This is a genomic window from Alphaproteobacteria bacterium endosymbiont of Tiliacea citrago, from assembly GCF_964031065.1.
Lineage (GTDB): Bacteria > Pseudomonadota > Alphaproteobacteria > CAJXXZ01 > DAHXLG01.
This window is the reverse complement of record NZ_OZ034995.1, coordinates 105,458-128,362: the sequence shown is the minus strand read 5'-3', so window position 1 is coordinate 128,362 and position 22,905 is coordinate 105,458. Positions and strand designations below refer to the sequence as shown.

The 22,905-nt window shown below is 27.4% G+C and carries 28 protein-coding genes and 2 tRNA genes; 16 read left to right on the top strand and 14 right to left on the bottom strand.

Features of this window, described 5'->3' with window-relative positions; genetic code table 11:
• Positions 1-81 precede the first annotated feature (81 nt).
• A complete protein-coding gene (locus AAHM83_RS00650) occupies positions 82-519 on the top strand; it encodes a hypothetical protein (protein ID WP_342262102.1) in 438 nt (145 codons plus the stop codon).
• A 35-nt stretch (positions 520-554) separates the two neighbouring features.
• On the opposite strand, the gene map is transcribed toward AAHM83_RS00650, so the two are convergent.
• Together map and AAHM83_RS00640 are read right to left on the bottom strand one after the other, a co-directional pair.
• Complete coding sequence (map, locus tag AAHM83_RS00645; RefSeq protein ID WP_342262101.1) at positions 555-1,328, bottom strand: type I methionyl aminopeptidase; 774 nt, start codon at positions 1,326-1,328, stop codon at positions 555-557.
• 37 nt (positions 1,329-1,365) lie between these two features.
• On the bottom strand, positions 1,366-1,668 hold the full coding sequence (locus tag AAHM83_RS00640) for a hypothetical protein (protein WP_342262100.1): 303 nt from the start codon (positions 1,666-1,668) through the stop codon (positions 1,366-1,368).
• Positions 1,669-2,001: 333 nt separating this feature from the next.
• Here AAHM83_RS00640 and AAHM83_RS00635 point away from each other — a divergent pair, with 333 nt between their 5' ends.
• Entirely contained in the window at positions 2,002-2,316 is a 315-nt protein-coding gene (locus AAHM83_RS00635; RefSeq protein ID WP_342262099.1) for a hypothetical protein, read from the top strand.
• Between the two features lie 1,184 nt (positions 2,317-3,500).
• Positions 3,501-4,697 (top strand): APC family permease, encoded by a 1,197-nt coding sequence (locus tag AAHM83_RS00630; RefSeq protein ID WP_342262098.1) that lies wholly within the window; start codon positions 3,501-3,503, stop codon positions 4,695-4,697.
• Positions 4,698-5,025: 328 nt separating this feature from the next.
• On the opposite strand, the gene AAHM83_RS00625 is transcribed toward AAHM83_RS00630, so the two are convergent.
• The 3 genes from AAHM83_RS00625 to AAHM83_RS00615 are packed head-to-tail and all read right to left on the bottom strand — an operon-like array spanning position 5,026 to position 6,102.
• Positions 5,026-5,268 (bottom strand): hypothetical protein, encoded by a 243-nt coding sequence (locus AAHM83_RS00625; protein WP_342262097.1) that lies wholly within the window; start codon positions 5,266-5,268, stop codon positions 5,026-5,028.
• Positions 5,256-5,885 carry a hypothetical protein gene (locus AAHM83_RS00620; RefSeq protein ID WP_342262096.1) on the bottom strand — a complete coding sequence of 210 codons (630 nt, stop codon included), beginning with the start codon at positions 5,883-5,885 and terminating at the stop codon, positions 5,256-5,258. Before AAHM83_RS00620 ends, AAHM83_RS00625 begins: the two co-directional genes overlap by 13 nt.
• The gene (locus AAHM83_RS00615) at positions 5,857-6,102 is read right to left on the bottom strand and encodes a hypothetical protein (RefSeq protein WP_342262095.1); all 246 of its coding nucleotides are present in this window, start codon (positions 6,100-6,102) and stop codon (positions 5,857-5,859) included. Before AAHM83_RS00615 ends, AAHM83_RS00620 begins: the two co-directional genes overlap by 29 nt.
• 200 nt (positions 6,103-6,302) lie before the next feature.
• On the opposite strand from AAHM83_RS00615, the gene AAHM83_RS00610 reads away from it, so the two are divergent.
• On the top strand, positions 6,303-7,511 hold the full coding sequence (locus AAHM83_RS00610) for an amino acid permease (RefSeq protein ID WP_342262094.1): 1,209 nt from the start codon (positions 6,303-6,305) through the stop codon (positions 7,509-7,511).
• A gap of 117 nt (positions 7,512-7,628) precedes the next feature.
• On the opposite strand, the gene AAHM83_RS00605 is transcribed toward AAHM83_RS00610, so the two are convergent.
• The gene (locus AAHM83_RS00605; RefSeq protein WP_342262093.1) at positions 7,629-9,362 is read right to left on the bottom strand and encodes an ABC transporter ATP-binding protein; all 1,734 of its coding nucleotides are present in this window, start codon (positions 9,360-9,362) and stop codon (positions 7,629-7,631) included.
• Positions 9,363-9,381: 19 nt separating this feature from the next.
• A tRNA-Cys gene (locus AAHM83_RS00600) sits at positions 9,382-9,452 on the bottom strand.
• Between the two features lie 110 nt (positions 9,453-9,562).
• On the opposite strand from AAHM83_RS00600, the gene grpE reads away from it, so the two are divergent.
• Positions 9,563-10,060 carry a nucleotide exchange factor GrpE gene (gene grpE, locus AAHM83_RS00595; RefSeq protein WP_342262092.1) on the top strand — a complete coding sequence of 166 codons (498 nt, stop codon included), beginning with the start codon at positions 9,563-9,565 and terminating at the stop codon, positions 10,058-10,060.
• On the opposite strand, the gene AAHM83_RS00590 is transcribed toward grpE, so the two are convergent.
• A complete protein-coding gene (locus tag AAHM83_RS00590) occupies positions 10,057-10,671 on the bottom strand; it encodes an RlmE family RNA methyltransferase (RefSeq protein ID WP_342262091.1) in 615 nt (204 codons plus the stop codon). The two genes, grpE and AAHM83_RS00590, sit on opposite strands and share 4 nt — an antisense overlap.
• 90 nt (positions 10,672-10,761) lie before the next feature.
• Here AAHM83_RS00590 and AAHM83_RS00585 point away from each other — a divergent pair, with 90 nt between their 5' ends.
• Complete coding sequence (locus AAHM83_RS00585) at positions 10,762-11,295, top strand: ribosome-recycling factor (RefSeq protein ID WP_342262090.1); 534 nt, start codon at positions 10,762-10,764, stop codon at positions 11,293-11,295.
• Positions 11,296-11,338: 43 nt separating this feature from the next.
• On the opposite strand, the gene AAHM83_RS00580 is transcribed toward AAHM83_RS00585, so the two are convergent.
• Positions 11,339-11,992 (bottom strand): hypothetical protein, encoded by a 654-nt coding sequence (locus tag AAHM83_RS00580; protein ID WP_342262089.1) that lies wholly within the window; start codon positions 11,990-11,992, stop codon positions 11,339-11,341.
• Positions 11,993-12,102: 110 nt separating this feature from the next.
• Here AAHM83_RS00580 and AAHM83_RS00575 point away from each other — a divergent pair.
• Positions 12,103-12,174 (top strand) — tRNA-Glu (locus tag AAHM83_RS00575).
• A 79-nt stretch (positions 12,175-12,253) separates the two neighbouring features.
• Here AAHM83_RS00575 and AAHM83_RS00570 read toward each other — a convergent pair.
• On the bottom strand, positions 12,254-12,907 hold the full coding sequence (locus AAHM83_RS00570) for a phospholipase D-like domain-containing protein (protein WP_342262088.1): 654 nt from the start codon (positions 12,905-12,907) through the stop codon (positions 12,254-12,256).
• A gap of 105 nt (positions 12,908-13,012) precedes the next feature.
• Here AAHM83_RS00570 and era point away from each other — a divergent pair, with 105 nt between their 5' ends.
• The 4 genes from era to AAHM83_RS00550 are packed head-to-tail and all read left to right on the top strand — an operon-like array spanning position 13,013 to position 16,380.
• The gene (era, locus tag AAHM83_RS00565; RefSeq protein ID WP_342262087.1) at positions 13,013-13,882 is read left to right on the top strand and encodes a GTPase Era; all 870 of its coding nucleotides are present in this window, start codon (positions 13,013-13,015) and stop codon (positions 13,880-13,882) included.
• Between the two features lie 41 nt (positions 13,883-13,923).
• Entirely contained in the window at positions 13,924-14,433 is a 510-nt protein-coding gene (locus AAHM83_RS00560; RefSeq protein ID WP_342262086.1) for a hypothetical protein, read from the top strand.
• Between the two features lie 54 nt (positions 14,434-14,487).
• Entirely contained in the window at positions 14,488-15,471 is a 984-nt protein-coding gene (locus AAHM83_RS00555) for an NAD(P)/FAD-dependent oxidoreductase (RefSeq protein ID WP_342262085.1), read from the top strand.
• A 39-nt stretch (positions 15,472-15,510) separates the two neighbouring features.
• A complete protein-coding gene (locus AAHM83_RS00550) occupies positions 15,511-16,380 on the top strand; it encodes a hypothetical protein (protein ID WP_342262084.1) in 870 nt (289 codons plus the stop codon).
• Between the two features lie 89 nt (positions 16,381-16,469).
• Here AAHM83_RS00550 and AAHM83_RS00545 read toward each other — a convergent pair whose 3' ends face one another.
• Complete coding sequence (locus AAHM83_RS00545; RefSeq protein WP_342262083.1) at positions 16,470-16,994, bottom strand: shikimate kinase; 525 nt, start codon at positions 16,992-16,994, stop codon at positions 16,470-16,472.
• A gap of 110 nt (positions 16,995-17,104) precedes the next feature.
• On the opposite strand from AAHM83_RS00545, the gene AAHM83_RS00540 reads away from it, so the two are divergent.
• From AAHM83_RS00540 to ychF, 5 genes are all read left to right on the top strand, one after another.
• A complete protein-coding gene (locus AAHM83_RS00540) occupies positions 17,105-18,571 on the top strand; it encodes a methionine--tRNA ligase (RefSeq protein WP_342262082.1) in 1,467 nt (488 codons plus the stop codon).
• 7 nt (positions 18,572-18,578) lie between these two features.
• Complete coding sequence (locus AAHM83_RS00535) at positions 18,579-19,235, top strand: tRNA (guanosine(37)-N1)-methyltransferase TrmD (RefSeq protein WP_342262081.1); 657 nt, start codon at positions 18,579-18,581, stop codon at positions 19,233-19,235.
• Between the two features lie 70 nt (positions 19,236-19,305).
• Positions 19,306-19,707 carry a 50S ribosomal protein L19 gene (locus AAHM83_RS00530; protein ID WP_342262080.1) on the top strand — a complete coding sequence of 134 codons (402 nt, stop codon included), beginning with the start codon at positions 19,306-19,308 and terminating at the stop codon, positions 19,705-19,707.
• Complete coding sequence (rpmG, locus tag AAHM83_RS00525; protein WP_342262079.1) at positions 19,707-19,925, top strand: 50S ribosomal protein L33; 219 nt, start codon at positions 19,707-19,709, stop codon at positions 19,923-19,925. The genes AAHM83_RS00530 and rpmG overlap by 1 nt, the downstream gene beginning before the upstream one ends.
• Position 19,926: 1 nt before the next feature.
• Complete coding sequence (gene ychF, locus AAHM83_RS00520; protein ID WP_342262078.1) at positions 19,927-20,979, top strand: redox-regulated ATPase YchF; 1,053 nt, start codon at positions 19,927-19,929, stop codon at positions 20,977-20,979.
• A 213-nt stretch (positions 20,980-21,192) separates the two neighbouring features.
• Here the strand turns inward: ychF and AAHM83_RS00515 are convergent, their stop codons facing one another.
• The 3 genes from AAHM83_RS00515 to AAHM83_RS00505 are packed head-to-tail and all read right to left on the bottom strand — an operon-like array spanning position 21,193 to position 22,813.
• Entirely contained in the window at positions 21,193-22,197 is a 1,005-nt protein-coding gene (locus tag AAHM83_RS00515; protein WP_342262077.1) for a hypothetical protein, read from the bottom strand.
• A 48-nt stretch (positions 22,198-22,245) separates the two neighbouring features.
• The gene (gene rplT, locus AAHM83_RS00510) at positions 22,246-22,593 is read right to left on the bottom strand and encodes a 50S ribosomal protein L20 (protein ID WP_342262076.1); all 348 of its coding nucleotides are present in this window, start codon (positions 22,591-22,593) and stop codon (positions 22,246-22,248) included.
• A gap of 16 nt (positions 22,594-22,609) precedes the next feature.
• Positions 22,610-22,813, bottom strand: a complete 204-nt coding sequence (locus AAHM83_RS00505; protein ID WP_342262075.1) for a large ribosomal subunit protein bL35 — start codon at positions 22,811-22,813, stop codon at positions 22,610-22,612.
• Positions 22,814-22,905 lie beyond the last annotated feature (92 nt).

The following is a 22,905-nucleotide window of genomic DNA, read 5'->3' as shown; positions in this document are numbered from 1 at the left end:
TTATTATTTTATAAAGAATGTGCCAGAAAGCACAGTTAGTTATATATTTGAAAGAATGTTTGATAAATATTACAGTAAATTATGAGTAAAAAATTTCGAAATATTGTTAGGTTGTTTTTTCTGCAATCTAAAATTTGGGGAATGAATAATTGTTTAATATCTGGTTTGAATGAAATGGATCTCGCGGCTTATTCTACACCAGTACTCACAATGGGATCACAATTACAGACGCTCTCAAACGAAGAAGCTACAAATTTAGATGAAAAAATCGATATTTCAATTGATGATGAAACAAAAGAATTCATGGCGTTTTTAGAAAAAACAGATTTAAAAAACTTAACTTTTTCTGATTTTTTGACCATATTAGATAAGTATTACTATAGCAACGATATTTTAACTCGTTTAATATCAAGCTTGTTTGAAACCGACCGCGTTTTTCCTAATTTGAGCTGTGATGAAATTATAAGTGTTTTTCATAGGCTTCAAAAGATGCAAAATGTTTTTTTTATTGTTAATTAAAAAAAGATCTATTTATTTTTAAGTAAAATTAAACATTAATCTTTTGTAAAAATTTCAACTCCGTTTTCTCCAATTGCTATGGTGTGTTCAAATTGAGCAGATAAACTGTAATCTTTTGTTATAACGGTCCAATTATCTTTTAAAAGCTTGGTTTTTTTTGATCCTAAATTAATCATAGGCTCAACAGTAAAAAACATGCCTTGTTGCATTTTAATACCAGAATTTTTTTGTCCAACATGTTCAATTTGAGGTTCTTGATGAAACTTTGTACCAATTCCATGACCACAATAATCCTCAACAATAGAATACTTAATTGGCGAAGAGTTAATAAAATGTTGAATTTCATAACCAATATTCCCAAGAAAATTACCATGATATGCTTGTTGAATACCAACATCCATTGCTTTTTTAGTTGTTTCAATCAAATTTTTAGCTTTTTCTGAAATTTTACCAACAGCAAATGTTCTACAGCTATCTCCAAAATAACCATCTTTAATTATAGTTACATCCACGCCAACAATATCGCCTTCCATTAAAACATGTTCTTTATCAGGTATGCCATGGCAAATGACATGATTAACAGAGGTACAAATATTAGCGGGGAAAGGTATGTTGCCGAATCCTTTATATCCAAGGCAGGCAGATTTTAAATTATATTTTTCAATGAAAGAAATAGCCTTAAGTTCAATATCAAAAGTAGAAATACCAGGTTTTATAATGTTTTCAAGTTCATTTAATAATTGATAAGTATATCTTCCAATAACCCTCATTTTTTCAAAGTCTGATTTATTGTGAATAGGAATTCCCATCTGCAAATTTTAGTTGTTTTTTTTGAAAATCGCAAATTTATTTTTTACTTTTATTGAAAAAATAAATTATAAAAGCAACAGCAAAAAAGCCTATACCGAAACTTAAGAGCAAAATTTTTTTATTTTTATTTATTTGAGGTGTGTTTATAAATTTACTTTCTTTTTTTTCTTTAATTTGATTAATTGGATTCTTTTGAGAGCTTATATAACTTTCTGTGATAGAAATTTCTGAAATTTTAGAAGATTCTATTTCGTGAGGATTGGTTTTAACTGATTGTGTTTGAAAAAATAATAAACATTTAAGAAAAAAAATTTTTTTGATAAGTTTTATAACAAGCATATTTTAACTTTATTTGATAAAATTAAAAAATGATTTAATAAAATGTAATGTTTTTTTTGTTTTTTGTGTCATAGTGTCATTATGAAGAAATTGTTTTTATGCATGTCCTTTCTTAGGTCTACGTCTGAAAAATCTGTTGATAAACAAAAAGTATTAGCTGTACGATAAAGTTATCAAAACTATTATTATTACGTTCCGTATGAAGAGTCAGAAAAAGACAATACTTTTAATGCAAAACTTAATGAACTAAAACACAAGTTGTGAAGAGTTTTTAAAAGCTTTATTTTATATAAAAGTTACGAAGACTATTATAAAAATCTTTTAAATACAGATTTGTTAAAAGAAAAAGAAGAGATAGAAAAAAAATATTTGGGAGAAACATTTACTTTTGCAAAAAAAATAGCTGATATAGATAAGCGTATCGAAACAAAATGTTTGTTCGCAGCTTCTCTTGCTAAAAGAAGAGCTGAGATAGTAGCTCTTAACTTTGTGAATTTATTTTTTGAAAAATTTTTAAGAAATTCAGAAGTATTATTTGATGAGCAAAATTTTAAACTTATTATTTCTGCTGTCCAAATGTTTGATGAAAACAAACAAAGAGCAGTGTTTAAACAAGCATTTTTAAAAAAAACCACAAACATTTTTTAATAAAGAGTTAAACTTTATTACTTCGAATTTCAACGAGCTTGATAAAAAAGAACATAACGCCGCCAGAAAAGAATTTAAAGAATTGTGCAAGACAATAGAGCTTTCAGAATATGAAGATGTTCTCTATTCCATACAAAAGTCAAGAAGTGAAACAGTCAATAAAAGTTAAAGTTAAAAAATTCAAAAACAAGATTCAAACACATAAGATTTTGAAAATAATTATTTTATTTTTTGTGGATTGATGAAACAGTTCTTAATTCTTGTTATCCTGAGATTAACTTGACATATTGAAAACAGATTAGGCCTGTGGTGTTTGATGATGAGAAACTAATACCGCAACTTCAGCAAGTGCAAGATCTGGTGACGAAAAATAAACTAATGAAAAAAAATCGTTTGCAAGAATTTAGCATTGAAGAGTGGAAGGACGATATTATTATTAAATTCCTTTATCAGCGTTATATGGGAGCAAAAGAATAAAAGAAGAAGAGCCATTTGTGAAGCAAACAAAGGGAAGTTTTTAGTGGTTGGAGAACAAATAAGATTATTGATCTCTGAAAAAAGTAAAGAACTTAGTGGCAAAGATCTTTTCGCTTTATTTTTATTGCTAAGTGAAGAATTTAGAGCAGAAAAATTTTAAAATGTCATTTTTTCTTTTGATGCTTCTTCTTATTTTGATCATGAGAAACTCTTTACTTTTTTATATGAAACCTATGCGCAAGACGTTACCGAAATAAGCTTTCTTATTCAAAAATTATATCTTGAAGTCTCTGATAAAGAATCAAAACAAAAAATAGAGGATGAACTTTTTTTAAGGCTCTATAAAACTTTTAATAACCTTGAATATCTTGGGTTTTGTACATTCTTTAAAACAAATTCAAAGTATATAAATAAAACTCGAGATGAACTTAATATAATAGAACAAGTCAGAAAAGACGGTGTCTACTCAAAAAAAAATAATAAGAAGCACAACCAGAAGAAAATAATTGGGATGATGAAGATTATGACGAATATTAAGATGAAGGTGTTTATCAAGATGATCTTACTCAGTGAAATTCATGAGGCTTTATATATTAAATAATTAAAATTTTACGGTAATAATAAAATAAAAAAAACATTAAAATTTTCTTGAAAGCTCTTTACGATTTTTGAATAATAAACTAAAAGAATAAAACAGGAGAATTAGAATGGGAGAAACATCGACAGTTGCGTTTTTCATAGTCGGCAATTTAATTGGTGCTGGATTTTTCATGATGCCAGCAACAGTAGCTCATTTAGGTTTAAATTTAATTTGGAGCTGGGCAGCGGGCGCAACAGTAGCATTAACATTTGCGTTAATTTTTGGAAGCTTATACAAATTTTATCCAAAATCTGAAACATTAGCTGATTATTTTGATAATTTCCCACTAAAACAAACGGTTGCAATACTATATTGGATAGGGGCAATAGTAGGAAACGTTGTGTTATTAACAATGGTTTTAGCGGCCTTAAAACCATCCTCATTTAAAGTATCTTTGATTGGGGCTTTTTTTGTGATGTTAATATTAACATTAATAAATCATTATTTATCATATGAAGCTGTGAAAGTGATAGAAATTTTATTATCAATGATGAAATTTTCATTGTTAATTTTTTTACCATTATTTATTTTTATTTCGAATCCATCAAAAGTGACGTTACCAGCAGCGCAAGGTAATTTTTCAGATATTGCAAAAATAGGAGCAATGTCATTTTGGTCGTTTTTAGGAATAGAAACAGCAGGAGTTTTTGGAAAAGGAAAAGCAGCAAGAAATGGATTGTTAATAGGTATTATATCGTGTTTTATACTTTATGTTTTAAGTTGTTTTTTAATAGTTGGATCAGTTCCATTAGAAACATTACAATCATCTAAAGAAATACCATTAGTTTATTTGGTTAAATTTTCGAACTATCCATATTTATCAAAATACGTGTCGCTTTTAATTTCATTTACATGTTTTGGAGCATTATATGGATGGGTGGCAGCAACAAGCAAAATGTCATTAAGTTATGCAAAAGAGAATTTATTTTCAAAAGTTTTTTTAATCCCAACAAAAAGCAACAATTCTTTGATAGGATTATGGTCATCGTCAATAATAACGTATTTAATATATTTTTTTGTTGGAAGTTTTAATGTTGATGTTCAATTCAATATAATAGCAGATTTTTGTGTTAACATAACCTTATCTATATTTTGTTTATGTGCAATGGTTTTGTTTTTAAAAACAGAATCAATTTTTGAAAAATTATTAAGCGCATTTGGTGTTTTGTTTTTAGTTTTTTTATTGTCGATGTCTGTAAAATATTCGATTATTTCAATCATATTATTTTTTATAACATTGGCAGTAACAAATTTACTAAATTAGAAAGAATGTATGATAGGAAAAAAAACATAGCTCATTTTGAATGAACATTTATGTTCAGGTTTTTTTGAGGGGTCTTAAAAGCTATACGCGTATAAAAATATTTACAATTATTCACAAGTTTTTATACTTTTTAAATTGGGGCTTTTTCAATAAAGCCGGTTGTTTTTTTGAAAATAATTTTTTACTCCTTAATAAAATTAAATAAAAAAAGGCTTCTTTAAAAACATGTTTATATTTCTATATAAGAATTTTTGTGTAATAAAAATAATAAGCAATAGCGCCTAAAACAACTAAGGCTGCAATAGAGCCACCAACAATTAGCTTTGTGTTACTTTTTTTTTGGGGTGGGGGTGCTGCTATTTTGTTCTTTAATAGCAGCGTTTATTAGATCAGGATTTTTTGCCAAGCAATTCAAAAGTTCTTCGTTAAATGCTTGTTGTTCGTTTCCTTGATTTTCTGTTTCAACCTCAAGACTGTTAAATTTATTAATTTGATTAATTAAATCTGCTAGGAGTTGTCTTTCTTGTTTTTGTTCTTTTTCTTGGTTTTTTTGCCTCTTTATTTGATGCATCTCATTTTGTGATATTTTAATAAAATAAACTCTTCAACTAAAGTGGTTTTAGTAAAAGCAAAATGTAATTTTTCAGGCTCAATCAAACTTAAAAAACTAGCAAATGGACTTTTTGTTTTGTTTTTCCAATCTTCATAAACAAGCTGAATGTTTTTATTTTTAAGTATGTCTAATACCTTTTCGTTGGTAAGACACCTTGTTTTTATCAGATTTTCCTCTTCTTCTGTTATTCCTTTACGAATTTTTTCGGCGGTACTATTTATATATGTTATATATTTTTCTAAGATATTTAACAGCATTTGTTCTTCGAATGGTAAAACTGTTTTAATTAAGGATAAAATGGTTGCTGATGTTTCTGTGGATATATTTCGATTTAGCCCCTCCTTAAAGAAAGAAACACCGTAAGCAACATTCCCTTTTAAGTATTTTTTTAAAGATTCAGAGCCATTGAACAATAGTTCATTTGAAAATAAATTAGAAAGATCTAAATTTTTTAGTATGTCAAACACAATAAGAAATGTTTTTCGATCCACGTTTTTTATTTTTTTTAATATTTCTTGAATAGAATCATCACATTCTTCTTGATCTTCAGGTGCAATTGAGCCTTCTGTTTCCACAGGGGAGCATTCCTTCTTCTTGAGCTTGAAGCGACGTTAAGTCCTCTGATGAATGTTTTTTAAGCTGATATAAAACTCTAGATATATCAAACAAAAGAGGATCTTCTTTAAAAAACGGTTCCATTAGAATTCTTCCTATGTCTTCTTCCGTTACAGTTTTAGCTGCGTTAAAACTTATGCCGAGCACTCCAAAATATAAAAGTGTTTTAATATTCATGATAATCATAAACATACATTCATACATCAAACTTCTCAAACCTTAAATAGCTTTTACTGTTTGATTTGAATTATTATTAATAAATTTTAACCACTTTTTGATGTGTTTTTTAATGTTTTTTGTATGTTTTTAAGCGTTTTTTGATCATTTTTTGAGTGAAAAACTTGAAAAATTTTTGATTTATTGCTAATAAAAAAGCTATGAAAAGTTTAAGAAAAACCCTAACAGTTGCCTCGTTTGTTATGGGGAATTTAATTGGGGCGGGTTTTTTCATGATGCCAGCAGCGGTTGCTCATTTAGGGCACAACCTAATTTGGAGTTGGATAATAGGAGCTTCCATTGCTTTTATCTTTGCATTGATTTTTGGAAAATTATACGTTTTATATCCTAATTCTAAAGATTTAAGTGATTTTTTTGAAGATATGAATATAAAACAAACAGTGGCAATATTATATTGGTTGGGAATAATAGTTGGAAACATAATAGTTTTTTCAGTTATTGTTTCTGTTTTTAATTTTGCAAATTATCGAGAAATGCTCGTTTTTGTTGTAGCTTTAATCTTTTTTTTATCAATAAGCAATCATTTTTTTTATGCTGAAGACGTGGATAAAATAGAAGGGGTTTTATCTTTCTTGAAGTTTTTACTTCTCTTTTTAATTCCAATTTTAGTTTTTTTTAGTTCTTATAATAAAATTTCTGTTCCTGTTGCAAAAGGCGGAATTTCCGATGTTTTTCAAATTGGAGTGCTCTCTTTTTGGTCTTTTATGGGAATAGAAACTGCTGGAGTGTTTGGTAATGGAAAAGAAGCTCAAAATGGTTTATTAATTGGTATTTTAGCCTGTTTTATTTTATATATTTCAAGTTGTTTTTTAATTGTTGGCATCGTTCCTTTTTCTGTTTTAACTGAGGGTAAAGATATACCATTAGTTGCTTTAATTAATCATTCAAAACTTTCTTTTTTATCAAATTATGTTAGATATCTTATTGCTTTCACAAGTTTAGCTTCTTTATATGGTTGGTTTGCAACATCAAGTAAAATTGCTTTAAGCTTCGCTAAATCTGGAGTTTTTCCTTCGTTTTTTTTAAAAGAAACAAGAAGCGATAGTTCTTTTTGGGGGTTATGGGGATCTTCTATTTTAACCTTGATAGGTTTTTGGTCTGTTAGTTTTTTTGATAAAAACACTCAATTTGAATTGATAGCTGATTTTTGTGTTAATATTTCTCTTATTATTTTTGCTATGTGTGCTAATGTTTTGTATTTTAAATCAAATAGTGTTTTTGATTTTTTGCTAAGTTTATTGGGCATTATATTAATTGTTTTGCTTTTGTCTATTAAGTTTTGTTTTTCTTTGTTTACAGTCATTTTATTTGTTTTGTTTTATTATTTTTGTAAGTATTTTATTTATTAAATTGGATTTTAAAATTTTTTAGTAACTTTTCATAAAATTAATTTGTTTTTATATTCTATTAAATGAGTTTCATTTGAAGTTGTTTAAAAACTGTTTTTTCTTGTTCACCTTGGATTGCTAAGTGTTGCAAAGCTCGAAGTACAATCCTTTTTTCTTTGTTAGCTCTTCGTGTGTTCCTGATTCAACAATTTCACCTTTGTTCATTGTTAATATATAATCCATTTTTAATAAAGTTTTGATTTTGTGTGCAATTATTATTACTGTTTTGTTTTTCATTAGTTTATGCAAAGATTCCATTACCATTTTTTCTGATTTTGTGTCTAATGAAGACGTTACTTCGTCTAATATTAAAATTGGAGTATCTCTTAAAAAAGCTCTTGCAATTAACATTCTTTGTTTTTGTCCATAAGAGAATTCTTTTCCTTGGTATTCAATTAATGTATCATATCCATTTGGTAGTTGCATTATAAAATCGTGGATATTAGCCATTTTGGCCGCTTCAACTATTTCTTCTTCTGTTGCATTTAATTTGCTATATGTTATGTTTTCTTTCACTGTTCTGTTGAACAAACAAAGATCTTGGTTCATATATGTAATTAATGAATATAAATATTCATGAGAAAATAGGTTTATATCATATCCACCGATTTTAATAAATCCTGATTGTACTGGTATTAAATTTAACAGCAAACTTGCTAGGGATGATTTTCCGCTTCCTGAATATCCTACTATTCCTATTTTATCTCCATCTTTTATGTTTATTGATAAATTTTCAAACAAAGCCGTTTTAGATCCTGGATATGTAAAATGAATATTTTCAATTGATATACTGTGAGAGGTTAATTTAAAATTTTTGGCTTTTTCTTCTATGTTTTCTGTATCTCTAAAAACTCTTTCAAGCGATTCTTTAGTTTTACCAACGGCTTCTGATAGCTCTATGCATTTTTCAACAACTTCCCATAAAGATTCTGTTATTTCTTTATTGTTACTTATAACATAAGGAAAGTAGGCTTTTGAAATTTCACCTATTTGATATTGCCAGATTAAATACACTATGCAAAAACAATGATATGCAACGAAAATACAGCTTAACAATCCATTAATGATTAAAGACCAAAAATCTTTTTTTATAGAAATATTTGTAAATTGATCTAAGTATGTTTTCAATTTTGTTTCTTCATGTTTTGTTGTGTTCAATAGTTTTACATTAAAAAGATTTGAAAAAACATCGTTAAATCTGCTAAATAAAATCATATCAAATGAAATTACTGAGGCGTTTAACTTGACTCCTTTATGATATCCAATATATGAAACAAAAAAGAAGGCTGTGTATAACATAGAAATTCCATAAAGTAAAAAATAATTTCCCATGAACATATAATAAGGTGAAATTAAAAGAATAAAGTGGGCTGCAAATTCAATGAAAACAACCTCAACCATTAGCTCTAAATTTTTTAAAATTTCTTGAATTTGATTAGATATCACGTCTAACTCTTTTTTTAGTAAAACGTTTGACTTTAATAAAACTTCTTTCATTAAAAAGTTCATAACGTTTATTTTCATTTTTGGCATATAATATATTCTTATATAGCTTGAAAACCTGAAAATGAAAAAACGAATTATCATTGATAAAAAAAACATATAAATCCATGGCAGCATTGATACAACTGCTGATTCTCTTGGTACTGTTTCAAATTTTTCAAGAACCTCTTTGAAAATCCAATTACGAAATTGAATATCAACTGCCCAATAGCAAGCTGCAAATGACACTAAAAACAAAGTGTTTGTGTAATTTTTTACACAATGATTATAAAAAAACTTAAAAAGGCTTACACGTTTATTAACTAACATAAAATTCTCAAAAATACTGAGGCCAGAACCGGAATTGAACCGATATCCAAGGATTTGCAGTCCTCTGCATAACCACTCTGCCATCTGGCCATTTTTAAATTATATTTATAAACACAATAAAACACAATAATTAACCTATACAATTTAGTTTTAAATTATGTATAGTTGAATGGATTAGATATTTAATTTATAATATAAGTATGAGCGAATCAAATATAAATGAAAACTTAGAGACCATTTCTCCACTTAACGTTTCGAATGATGATAATCAAATTGAATCTTTAAAAAAGGATTTTGATGTTGAAAGAGATAAGTTTTTGAGAATAATTGCAGATTATGAAAATAAAATGAAAAGGGTTCAAATAGATGCAGTGAATTTGATAAATTCAAAAATTTCTAATTTACTTGTGGATTTAGTTCCTCTTTTGGATGATTTAACAAAAGCTTATGAAGTATCTTCTGATGACTCTAAAGAAGGAATTAGTTTAATTATTAAAAACACGAAAAAAATCTTAAATAGGCACGGTGTTGAAGAAATTTTCCCAAAAGAAGGTGATGATTTTAATTCAGATCAACATCAAGCTATTACATCAAAGCCTAGTGATTTAGAAGAAGGTAAAATTCTTGAGATTATTAAAACTGGGTACAAAATAGGAGAAAAAGTAATTTTACCTGCAATGGTTGTTACTTCTGTTTAATCCGTTTTTGTTGTTTTGATAAAATTTGAACAAACAAGATAGAACTCATTGCTTTCTTTTGAGCTGGATTTTGGTTTGAAAAATTTAACTGACTTGAAAAAAGTTCTTGTACTTGCAATGTATTCCGTTACATCGCTTCCATCGAAAATTTTTATACAGAAATTTCCAGACTCTTCTAAATAATTTAACACAAATTCTAACACTCTATCTGCTAATGCCATTATTTTTAAATGATCTTGTCTTTTGTTTCCACAACAGTTTGGCGCTATATCACTTAAAATTAAATTGAACTTTTTGTTTTGCAAAAAATTATTCGCTTCTTCTGAGAAAATATCTCCTTTTAAAAAATTTAAATTCGAAATAGGGGCTATTTCTAGTAGATCGATTCCAAATAAGCTTGCTTTTGAAAATTTTTGTAAAACTTGTATCCATGCACCAGGTGCGCACCCAAGATCTAAAACGTTTCCTGTTTTAGGTATGATATTAAACTTTTCTTGAATTTCAATTAATTTGTAGGCAGATCTAGCTCTGTATCCTTCTTTTTTTGCTTTTAAAAAAAAAGGATCCTTCATTCTATCTTTCATCCATTGGTGTTTATCTCTACGCTTCATATTATTTTTAATGATAACAAGAAAAAAACAAATGTTAAACTAACCTTTTAAGCCTAAAATTTAAAAGTTTTTCGTGATATAATCTATCACATGGAAATTCAAGAATTAGAAGAAAAATTAAAATCAACCTTGTTTGTTTTAAAGGAAGATTTGAATGGAGTTCAAGCTGGACAAGTATCTGAAAAAATGCTTAAAAATGTTTTTGTTTGTTATGAGGACGGAAGAAAAAACTGTGTTTTAGAAGTTGCATCAGTACGCGTACAAAATTCAAGTAATTTGTTGGTAAAACCTTTTATGCACGAAGATTTAGCTATTATTGAAAAAAGCATTGCAAACTCTGGTTTAGGCGTTAATACTGGTAAGCAAGGACATGAAGTTTTGGTTACTTTTCCTCCTGTAACAACAAAAAGAAGAGAAGAACTATCAAAATTAGTTGTGGAATATGGCAATAAATCTAAATTAAGTGGTAGAGACATAAGGCATAATTATTTAAAAGATAACAAGGCTAAAACAAAAGAAGAGCAAGTTAAAATTGAAAAGCAACTTATGCCTCATATGGAGAATTTTAATAAAGAGGTTGATCGATTAATAAAAGATAAGCAGGAAAGCTTAATGAAGCTTTGATTCTCTATTTCTGCTTTGAAACTGAATGCATTTTTCATTATTTTTATAGGTTGTTTGAGGTGTTATTCTGTTGGGGTGTGAGTTTATTAGATATTTTGTTTTGAATTCTTAAAACTCTTTTTTTTAGTGTTTTTAACTCTTCTTCTTGTTTTGTTGGGGGGAATTCATATATCGTTTCAACTGTAATTGATCCGTGTTTTTCTTGTTTCAATAAAAGCCTAAAAAAAGAAAAGTTTGTATCTTGTGCGGCATTTTCAAGCTCTTCTTCAAAATCTTTTATTATTTTAAGAATTATTTCAGCCAACAGCTTAAAAAGTTTTTCATTTTTTTTGTTGTTTGTTGAAAAAAATTCTTCGTATTCTTCTTCAGATTGGTCTATTGAGAGCGAAAAAACAAAAGATTGTGTTTTAATGGGGTGGTTTTGTATTTTGTTTTTTTTATCAAAAAAAGATGGGGGGCTCCAAAAGAGGCCTCCTTCTTTTTGTATTACAATAATATCACGTATAAAATTGTTATTCCTTTGACTCGCTTCATTCGATGATTGTTCTTGTGTCGATTCGTTAAGCTCTTGTGTTTGAGATGCTTCGTTAGATTCTTGTCTTTGGTTTTGTGTCGTTTCATTTTGTATTAACTCATTAGGAGCTTGGATTTGATTAAAAATAAAAGCTGCTAAAATTAGTTTAAAAATTTTTTTCATCTGGATCACAATATTAACACAAAGGGTAAAAAAATACAAATATAAAAACAGGGCTGGTGGTTGGTACATTGTCTTTCTTTTTTTATTTTATTTTTTTATAATTTCATTATGTCCCCTTCGTCTAGGGGTTAGGACGTCGGATTCTCAGTCCGAAAACAGGGGTTCAAATCCCCTAGGGGATACATTTTATTTAACTGTTCATTTTCTTTATAAAAGGTCTTTTGTATTAAGATTTTACTTGAATTATTTTAAATTTTTTGATTAAAGTTTACTTTGTATTGGTTCAAAGCTATATCTCGAACTTTTTTCCATTCTATTAAAGAAATTTTCTAAATATTTTTTAACAGTTTTTGCATCATAAATTAACAGTGAATTTTCTGCATTGCTGAACTGAGCTGCTTTGCTAAAGTTAAAACTACCTGTAAATATTTTTTTTCTATCAATTATAATAATTTTATTATGTGCAATGCCTGGCATTTTATCAATTAAAACCTGTATTTCAGATGAGTAGACTTTGAGGGCAAATACGCTTTTTTCTTGACTTTTATCTAAAATTATAATTATTTTCACTCCTTCTTTACGTTTGCTTATTAAAGCATCAATAATTGGCTTAGATGTGAAAGAATAAGCTTGCACTAGAATTTCTTTTTTTGCACTTAAAATATGTTCCACTATTCTATCTGTACATTGATCACCGGGTGTGAACATTACTTGAATTGTTTCGGTTGTTATTTCTTGGTTCGTACTGTTTTTTTTTATGAAAGCAGGGCCATTAAAAGAATTAAAATAATAACTTATTATTGGGTTTAAAGCTAAAAACGAACAAGATCCCACTGTTAAACCAATCAAAAAGCTAAAAATGTTTAATGATGTATTTGACTTTTTTTTATTTTCATTTTTTATTACTTTGCTCATTTGTTTAATTATCTCCTGGATTATTTTACTTTATTTTGCTTTAAAATAACAAACGCTTTGTTCTGTGTTGTTTTTAATATGGAAAATTTTTGTTACAGTAATAGTATGCAAAGAATCAATATTCCAATTATTGGACTACCTAACGTCGGTAAATCGACACTTTTAAATTCTATGATAGGAGAAAAGGTTAGTATTGTTACGCCTAAGCCTCATACTACACGAACAATTTCTTCTAAAGTTAAAAAATTAGCAAATTCAGAAGAAGTTGTTTTTGTTGATACTCCTGGTATAGATAAATTTAATAATAAACTAGGAACTGTCATTTTTAACAACATGCAATCTTATTTAAAATCTTTAAACGCAATGATGTTGGTTGTGGATTGTACAAATCCAAGAATAGAGCGGTTTTTACCTTATTTAGAAAAATCAATCATAGTTTTAAATAAAATTGATTATATGCGAAAACCTAAATTATTACCAATTATTGAACAACTTCAATCTTTTAATCCCAAGGCTATTTTTTGTGTTTGCGCAAAAACTGGAGATGGTGTGAAAGATATTTTAGAATATTTAAAAAAAGAGTCTTTTTTTGAAGAAGTAGAGCAAGATTTTGTTTATGAAGAAAATAAAGAGGATGAAATTTTAAATTATGCTTGTGAAGTTGTAAGAGAAAAAATTCTTTTAGAGTTTGAGCAAGAAGTGCCATATAACATATTTATTAAAGTTAAAGATTTTTCAATTCCTCAAAACAGCGCCTGGAAAATATTTTTAGATATTCTTGTTCCAAGAGAATCATATAAACCAATTTTAATAGGAAAAAAATGTGAAAAACTAAAAAACATAGGGAAAGTTTCTAGAATTGAAATTTCATTAAAACTAAAACAATCTGGGTATTTAGGTTTGAAAGTTGTTGTTGATGAAGATTTATGGAAAAAAGAAGAAACTTATAATTCTTTAGGTTGGAGTATTAAATAAAATTTAATTAAAAATTATTCGCCACTAGGTAAAATACCCATATGGAAAACCTTGCTTTTAAAAAACACATAGAAAAAAATATGTTACTTTATTTTTCTTTTGTTCTTTTTATTTTTTCTTCTCTGTTGCTGTTTAATCAAGTTTATTTAAACAAAATAAAAAATATAGAGTTGTTTGAAAAGAATGGAAATAAATCAATAAAATTGCAAAACAATGAAGTTTCTTTTGTTTATATTATTGATGATTATGAGAAATCAAAGCCTTTTTTGCAAAATATGTGGACACTTTTTAGAGCGTCTAAAAAATTTAATGTTCCTATTTATTTTGTAATAAAAAGTGAAAACCATTCTAAACTTAAGTCTTTTTTTGAATTGAATGATATTGATCAATCTGTTTATTTAACTAATAGGTTGATTTTTTGGAAGTTTTGTAAAGGCACAGCAACATTGCTCATTTTTAAAAGAAATAAGTTGGCTTATTCTCAATCAGTTAAAAACTTAAACCAAAAATCAAATATTAAAAATTGGAAAAAAATCATACAAAATAAATAATTTTTTATTTTAATGGTTGAAAAAGAATCTTAAAAATAGTAACCATCTAATATTATGTATGACGTTGTTATCATTGGAGGTGGTCCAATTGGTATTTTTTCAATTTTTTCATGTGGTATGGAAGGTTTAAAATGTGCAATTTTTGATTCTAACTCTGAGCTAGGTGGGCAGTGTAAATTTCAATATCCAGAGAAAAAAATTTATGATATTCCAGGGCACAAAGAAATCACCGCTTCTCAGCTTATTGAAAATTTAATCGATCAGTCCTCTATTTTTAATCCTGATATTTATTTAAATGCTTTTGTTGAGTCTATAGAAGAACTATTAGAAGAAAATCAAAAATATTTTTTAATTAAATTTAAAGATAAAGAAATTAAGGCAAGGGCTGTTTTAGTTGCTTTGGGAGCTGGTATATATCAACCAGTAAAACTTTCTGTTCCTTTTGATGAAAAGCTTGAGGGCGAAAAAATAATATATAAAATAGAAAAATTAAATCGATTTAAAGATAAAGAAGTTGCTATATTGGGTGGTGGCGATTCGGCTTTAGATTTGGCGATTGAGCTATCAAAAATATCAAAAAAAATATATTTACTGCATAGGAGAAATGTTTTTAAAGCGGCTTATTACTCTATGAACAAAATAATGGAATCAAATAATATAGAAAAAATTGCACCTTATTCTCTTTCGCATATTATAGAACAAGATAACAAATTAACAATTATAGGAGAAGAAAAAAACATTTTCGTTGATTATATAATTCCATGTTATGGCGCTGTTTCTAACATAAACTTTTTAAAAAATTGGAATTTAGATTTATTTAAATCAAAAATAAAAGTGAACCCAGCCACAATGGAGAGCTCTAGGCCTGGAATTTACGCAATCGGTGATTGTATAAACTATGATGGAAAAAGAGATTTAATTTTAACCGGTTTTTCTGAAGCCTCGATAGCAAGCAGATCAATATTTAAAAAATTGTATCCCAACAAAGCTTTTCAAGTTAATTATTCAACTAATTCAGATATATTTATTTATAGATGATTGTTTTATAGAATAAAAAGGTATGTTTAAAATAAGTTTTTGTTGTTGAGTGTTTTTTTAAATGCTCCTAAGTTTGAAAAGGGAATAAGTGTTTTTCAGAAGCTTTGTTCGGAGCCTCCTTTAAAAGATCCTTGTTTAGAAGTTTATAATTCAAAAGCTCTTCCTTTAGAGGATGAAATTTTTTTCCAAAAGGAATGTTTGCAGAATCTGTCTTTTAACGAGATGCTTTTAATAAGGTGCAAATTCAAGAGGAATTTTTTAAATAAATTAGACAAGGTTGAAGATATCCAGGAAAAATTGTCTTTGATGGAGCAAACAGAGGAAGCTTTGCAAAGAGGCTACGAAAATGCTGTTGAAGTTGCGAAAAATCATTTTGATAATTGTTTAAAAAAGCTTGAAGATGATCAGTTGAGGCGAGCTTTGTCTATCTTTATGACTTCTTATCAACAATATAAACCAGAACCATTCCTTAATATAACAAAAACGCCTGAAGAGGAATTACGAGATAGAATTTTTGAAATTTTTTTGATTTTTAACTTACATTATTTTTTGATTAACGGAAAAAAAATTAACCTTTTTGCAAATGTTTGGAATTCTTCTTCTCCTGAAGAAAAGAAAACAAAATATCTTGAGATAGAAAAAGATTTTCAACAAATAATAAGGGTTATTTCTATTCTGGAAAGAAAAAAAATAGATAGTGAGAAAAAATCGGTTTTAAAAAAAACAGAACAAAAAGATGATTTTTTAATGCGTTATCTGAAAGATTTGAATGACCATAAAACAAAGATTCATAGCTTTTTATCTTTTCTTGAGAACCTTGAGTCTAATCTATTTTCTAAATTATTTTCTAAAAAAACAGAGTATATGCAGTCTATGCAGGTTTTTCAATGTTCTTATGCTAGCTTTTAGTAAATAACTTTCCAGAATTAATAAGTAAGATTATTCTTATGAAGAAAAAAATTTAAAAAACCCCTTTAAAAAACCCCTTTATCTAATATTTAAATAACAATACTTTCAGACAAAAAGTGTTGTATTATTTTCAATAAATCTTCAACTTTAGATGCGTTTAAAGATCTAATTTGAATTTTTGATAAAAAATACTTTTTCTTTCTTTCGTTATATATTTCTTTCAAATGTTGTAAAGTTAACTCTGTTGGAAAAAATGGCCTGTTTTCACTTGGTTTCAATCTTTGTAATATTTGTACTAAACTTAAGTTTATCCACACGCTTAAAGAGTTTTGCATTAAGTAATCCCAAGCTTTTTGATTATTAACGGTGTGATCTCCTGTTGAAACAACGCATTTTTTATGACAATGTTCTTTGATGATTTCAAATTCAACTGTTTTGAGTAGATCTGATTGCTCTGTGTCAATTAATTGTTTAACACTTAATCCTGTTTTAGTTTTTATCTCTTTATCTGTATCAATATGATATAAATCAAGTTTTTTAGCTAATTTTTTAGCTATACAAGTTTTACCAGCTCCCATAATTCCAACTAAAGATACGGATTGATAAATTCTCATGATTATAATTATATATTTTTTTTTGGAAGATTTATAGTTTATACTTTATGGTTAAAAATCATTTTGCAAGAATTTGATCAAACAAAATATTTTAGTTATCATTTAAATATATGAACAAGGTTAAATATTTAACAGCTCCTATTTTTTATGCTAATAGCACGCCTCATATCGGGCATTTATATACAGGTTTAGTATGTGATTTGTGGAAGCAAATTAATTTAGTCATGGGAGAAGATTTCTTTCTTTCTTCTGGAATGGATGAACATGGTCAAAAAGTTTTTCAAGTGGCAGTTAATAATGGTCTAAACCCAAAGGTTCATGTTGATAATATTAGTGAGTCGTTTAAAAAATTTTTTGAAAAATATAATGTTAGATATGATTATTGGGTTAGAACAACAGATGAACAGCACAAAAAAGCAACTCAAATTTTTTGGAATAAGTTAAAAGAGAATGGATATGTTTATAAACATAGATACAAGGGGTGGTATTCTATTTCAGACGAGAGTTATTTAGACGTATCTGAAGATTATGTTTCAACAAGTAAAAACATTGTGTGGAGAGAAGAGGAATGTTATTATTTTAAACTTTCCTCCTTTCAAGAAAAATTAGTTGAATATTATGAGAAACATCCAGAAACTATTTATCCTAAAATTCGATACAACGAAGCAATGGGATTTATTAAGCAGGGATTAAAAGATTTTTCAATTTCAAGACCCAAAGAAAGGCTTTCCTGGGGAATAGAGGTTCCGGATGATCCAGATCAGGTTATGTATGTTTGGATAGATGCTTTGGCTAACTATTTAACGCTGATTGGCTATCCAGATCAAAAATACTTGAATTATTGGCCAGCTACTCATGTTGTTGGTAAAGATATTTTAAAATTTCATGCAATATATTGGCCAGCATTATTAATGGCAGCAGATTTACTCCCTCCAAAAAAAGTTGTTGTACATGGTTGGTGGTTAAATGGCGATCAAAAGGTTTCTAAAAGCCTTAATAACGCAATAGACATTGATGGTTTAACAGAGGTATATGGAAGTGATGCGATAAGATATTTTTTACTTTCTAATATGACTTTAGGAGAAGATGCAAATTTTAAAGAATCTTTGTTTCACTCAACAATAAATGCAGCTTTATCAAACAAATATGGTAATATCTTATTAAGATTATTAGGAATAGCAGAAAATAAAAACATAAAAGAATTAAAGCACTGCGAATTAGATGAGTTTTTAAATAATGTTGTTAATAATACAAAAAATGAAGCAAATAATTTTGTGAAGAATATTAGTTTTTTTGATCAGTATATTCGATCTTTTTCAGCTGCCTTTGATTCTTTGAACAATTATATTAGTGAAAACACAATTTGGAAACAGGAAGGAGAGCAATTAAATAATTCTTTATATTCTTTGCTTTATTGTTTTAAGGTTTTGTCAGTTCTGTTTAGCCCGATTTTACCTGAATGTGCTAAAAAAATTGCAAAATATTTTGATGTAGATCTAAATTTCAAAGATGTAAGTGTACATAAAAACATAATAATTAAGGAGCCTATCGTTTTGTTTCCAAGAGTAATGGAATAATTTTCAAATGAAAAATTTTGAAATTATAACGTTGTTCCCAGAATTGTTTCCTGGCCCGTTAGGTGTATCTATTTTTGCAAAATCTTTAAATAAATTCTGGAGTATGAAAACTCATGATCTTAGAACCTATGGAATTGGTAATAAAAAAGTTGTTGATGATGCCGTGTTTAGTGGTTTGCCAGGCATGTTAATTAGACCAGATGTCGTTATGAATTGCATGCAAAATATTAATTTTACTGGAAAGAAGATTTTTTTATCTCCAAGAGGAACTCTTTTAACTCAAAAAAAAGTTGAAAGTTTAATTTTAGAACACGATAATTTTCTTTTGTTATGTGGTAGATATGAAGGAGTAGATCAAAGAGCAATTAATTATTATGATTTTGAAGAAATAAGCATAGGTAATTATGTAATAGCTGGTGGAGAAAGTGCAGCTTTTGTTCTTTTAGAAAGTTTAATAAGAAAAATTCCAGGAGTGGTAGGAAATGATGGTTCTTTTGAAAATGAAAGTTTTGTAAACGATGAAATATCAGAAGATAGATATACAAGGCCAGCAAAATGGAGTGTGGATAATAAAATAATTGAGGTTGATCAAATTTTACTATCTGGTGATCACGCAAAAATTCAAGAATATCAAAAAAATTCAAGAAAAAAAATAAAAGATTAAACAGAAAACATTAACAGTATTTCCAAGTTTTAAATAAAATGCTATATTTTAAAAAAAGCGGAGAATCGTAGTGCATCCTTTAGTGAAAAAATTTGAAGAAAAAAAATTAAGTCAATTAAAAGATAAAATTGATATAAAAAATATAAGAGTAGGAGATACTTTAAGAGTAAAGCTTTCTGTTGAAGAAAAAGGTAAAAAATGGGTACAAACATCAGAAGGAGTTTGTATAAGAGTTATCAAAAAAGGGTTGTCATCAACATTTACAATTAGAAGAGTTGAAAAAGAGACTTCTATTTTAATGTCTTTTTCTCCAATATTTCAAGATTTACATGTTGATGTTCTGTCACGTGGAAAAGTAAGACGAGCTAAATTATACTATCTTGAAAGATGTTCTGGTAAAAAAGGTCGTTTGAAAGCGTTAACTCATGATCAAGTTAAAAAGCTTGAAAAAAACAAAATGGAGAATAAATAATGGCTAAGAAGAACAAAAAAAATTTAATAAAATTAGTTAGCACAGCTACAAAATCTGTTATAAACAAAGAAGGAAAAACAGTTGAAAAGCCAACAGGTACTTTTTTTGTAAGAAGTAAGAATCCAAAGGGATTAAAGGCTGCTATAAAAATTGAGCTTATGAAATTTGATCCAGTTGTGAATAAAAGAGTTCTTTTTAAGGAAGCTAAAATAAAATAATATGAGCTTGTCTTGTGGTTTTGTTGGTTTACCAAATGTTGGTAAATCAACTTTGTTTAATGCAATTTTAAAAAAAACAGTTGCAGCATCTGCTAATTATCCGTTTTGCACTATAGAGCCAAATATTGGTAAGGTTCCACTGGAAGATAATAGATTAGAATTACTTTCAAAAATTTCGCATAGCTCTAAAATTATTCATGCATTATTAACATGTCATGATATTGCTGGTTTAGTTAAAGGTGCTAATAAGGGAGAAGGATTAGGAAATCAGTTTTTATCTCATATTAGAGAATGCGATTTAATAATTCAAGTTTTAAGGTGTTTTGAAGATAAAGAGATAATACATGTGGAAAACTCAGTTGATCCTATCAGAGACTATGATACGATTAACTTAGAATTACAATGTTCTGATTTAGAACGCTTAGAAAAAATTTTATATCAAAAAAAAACAGATATTAACTTAAAAAATCAAGCAGAAATTGCAAAAAATTTTTTATACTCTAATTCTGCATTAAGAGATAGTCAGTGGGATAAAGATTTTGTGAATTTTTTTAACACATATGGTTTTTTAACTTACAAACCAATGCTTATAGTTGGGAATGTTTCAACATCTTCTGATGATGAATTTTTTAATAAAATAAAGCATTTAAATCCTATAAAAATATTTGCAGCAATAGAAGTAATGCTTCAAGATATAGAATCAGAAGAAGATAAAAAAAATTTTTTAATTGATTTGGGTATTCAATCGAGTGGCTTAAATGAATTGGTTAGAGCTGCGTATAATAAACTTGGTTTAATGAATTATTTCACAACAGGAAAAGAAGAAACAAGGGCTTGGGAAGTTCATAAAGGTGATACAATGCAAGATGCAGCAGGTGTAATTCATACAGATTTTTATAATCATTTTATTTCAGCTGATGTTGTTAAATTTGATGACTTTATAAAATATAATGGTTGGTCAGAAGCAAGAGAGAATGGAGTTGTTAAAACATGTGCCAAAGATTCTTTGATAGAAGATGGAGATATTTGTTTGTTTAAATCTTATAAAAAATAAGAAAAAAATTTTATGTAAAAATTTTTCAAAATAAAGAGACAAATATATTTATTTGAAGGAGTATAAAAATTCAATTTCTTAAAAAGTCTTAAAAATTTGCAATAATTTTATAAAAAACAACCAAACAACTTAGATAACTAATGGCATTATTTAAATTTTTTTAAAAGGTAAGATAATTAATTGCGTTAAGGCAACAATAAAAGAATGGCAAATTTAAAAAGAAAACCCTAAGCTTATTGCTATAAAAAACTCTAAATGATTGGTTTTTATGTTTATTTCTGTTGAAGAATCATAATCCTCTTGTTCTATTTGTTCTTTTGAAAAACCTGTTTGTGTTGCTTTAATTCCTATCGGAGCCCATTTTACTCCTGTTGTTATGGCAACTTCTAGATCAAAAAGTCTTAAAACTAAGCTAACAGATAAAGAAATAATTATCGTGTTTTTTAATAACAAACTATTTGTATTTATCAAATTTTTATTTACAAAAGAAAAAAGCTCTTTGCTTTGTCCAAAAACTTTAAGTAATCCAACCATGAGATCAACTCTTCCAGCAACAAAAAAAGAATCTAAGTCATCATTTTGTATTTGAACAAAGCCACCTATCATTAATGGTATTTTCCGCTTAAGAAATAACGAACCCTCTTGATTTGCTTGATCATCATCTTCTTTTTTTTTCTTTTTACTCTTGTTTTTTTTGCCGTTGCTTTCATTTTTTTCTTCGGTTTGTTCATCTTTAGATGGTTTTGCATTAAGCATTTTTTTTGTTTTAGGATTATATGTTATAATGTCCTCTGTATAATTTTCATTTGCAAAACAAATCCCAAATGATATTATATCCATGAATTCACCTAAATAAATAGAAAAAACGAATCCATATTTTTTGCATATTTTTTCTTTATTGTTATTTAAAATTTCAACCAAAGTTTTTACATTGTCTTCTTTGCTTTCAGGATCATGAATTAAAACTAAGGCTTGTTTGATGTGGTTGTTAAATTCACCGTTTGCTAAAGCTTTTACTTGCTCTTGAGATTCATCATCATTATCATCCTTATTGGATTTTTTTTCATCATTATTTACAGATTTATATTCAATTTCTGTACCAGCAGATTGTCTAAAAAATTTAGATAAACCAATATAAGAATGCAAAGATTTTCTAAACGTAGATTCAGAGCTTAAGTTAAATAAAAGAAAAAAAAATAAAAAGCCTTTTTTTAGCATAATAAAATACTAATTTAAAAAAATGTAAAATTTATAAATAAAAAAAAATTAAGCAGCAAGTTTTTGCAATAAACTAGAGAAAGCCTTCTGATCGTGAATAGCTAATTCCGATAAAACCTTTCTGTTTAAAGGAATATTATGCTTGTTTAAAGCATTAATAAACTGACTGTATTTCATTCCATTTTCTCTGCAAGCAGCATTAAGTCTAACAATCCAAAGAGATCTCATTTCTCCTTTTAAATTTTTTCTATGATCATAAGCATATTGAAGACCATGTTTAACCCTATTAACTGCAATGCTGTAACAATTTTTACTTCTACCAAAGTAACCCTTAGACATATTTAAAATTTTTTTATGTCTAGTGTGTTTTGTGATTCCTTTTTTGACTCTTGGCATTTGAGATTTCCTTTCTTTATTTTATTCCGTATCTAGCACAACGTTTAATCAAGTTAGTATCACAATGAGGAATTACGTGAAATCCTGATTTGAATTTTTTTAACTTTGTTGATTTTTTTCGAAGATTGTGTCTTTTTCCAATACATCTAGCAACTACGGTTCCATTTTTTTTAATCTTAAAACGTTTTTTTATTGCTGATTTTGTCTTTAACTTACCCATTACTTTAGACATTATATAAAATATTTTTAATATCATCAAGTTTTTGAAAAACAATCTATAAAATTTTATAAAAATTATATACAATGGTAGTG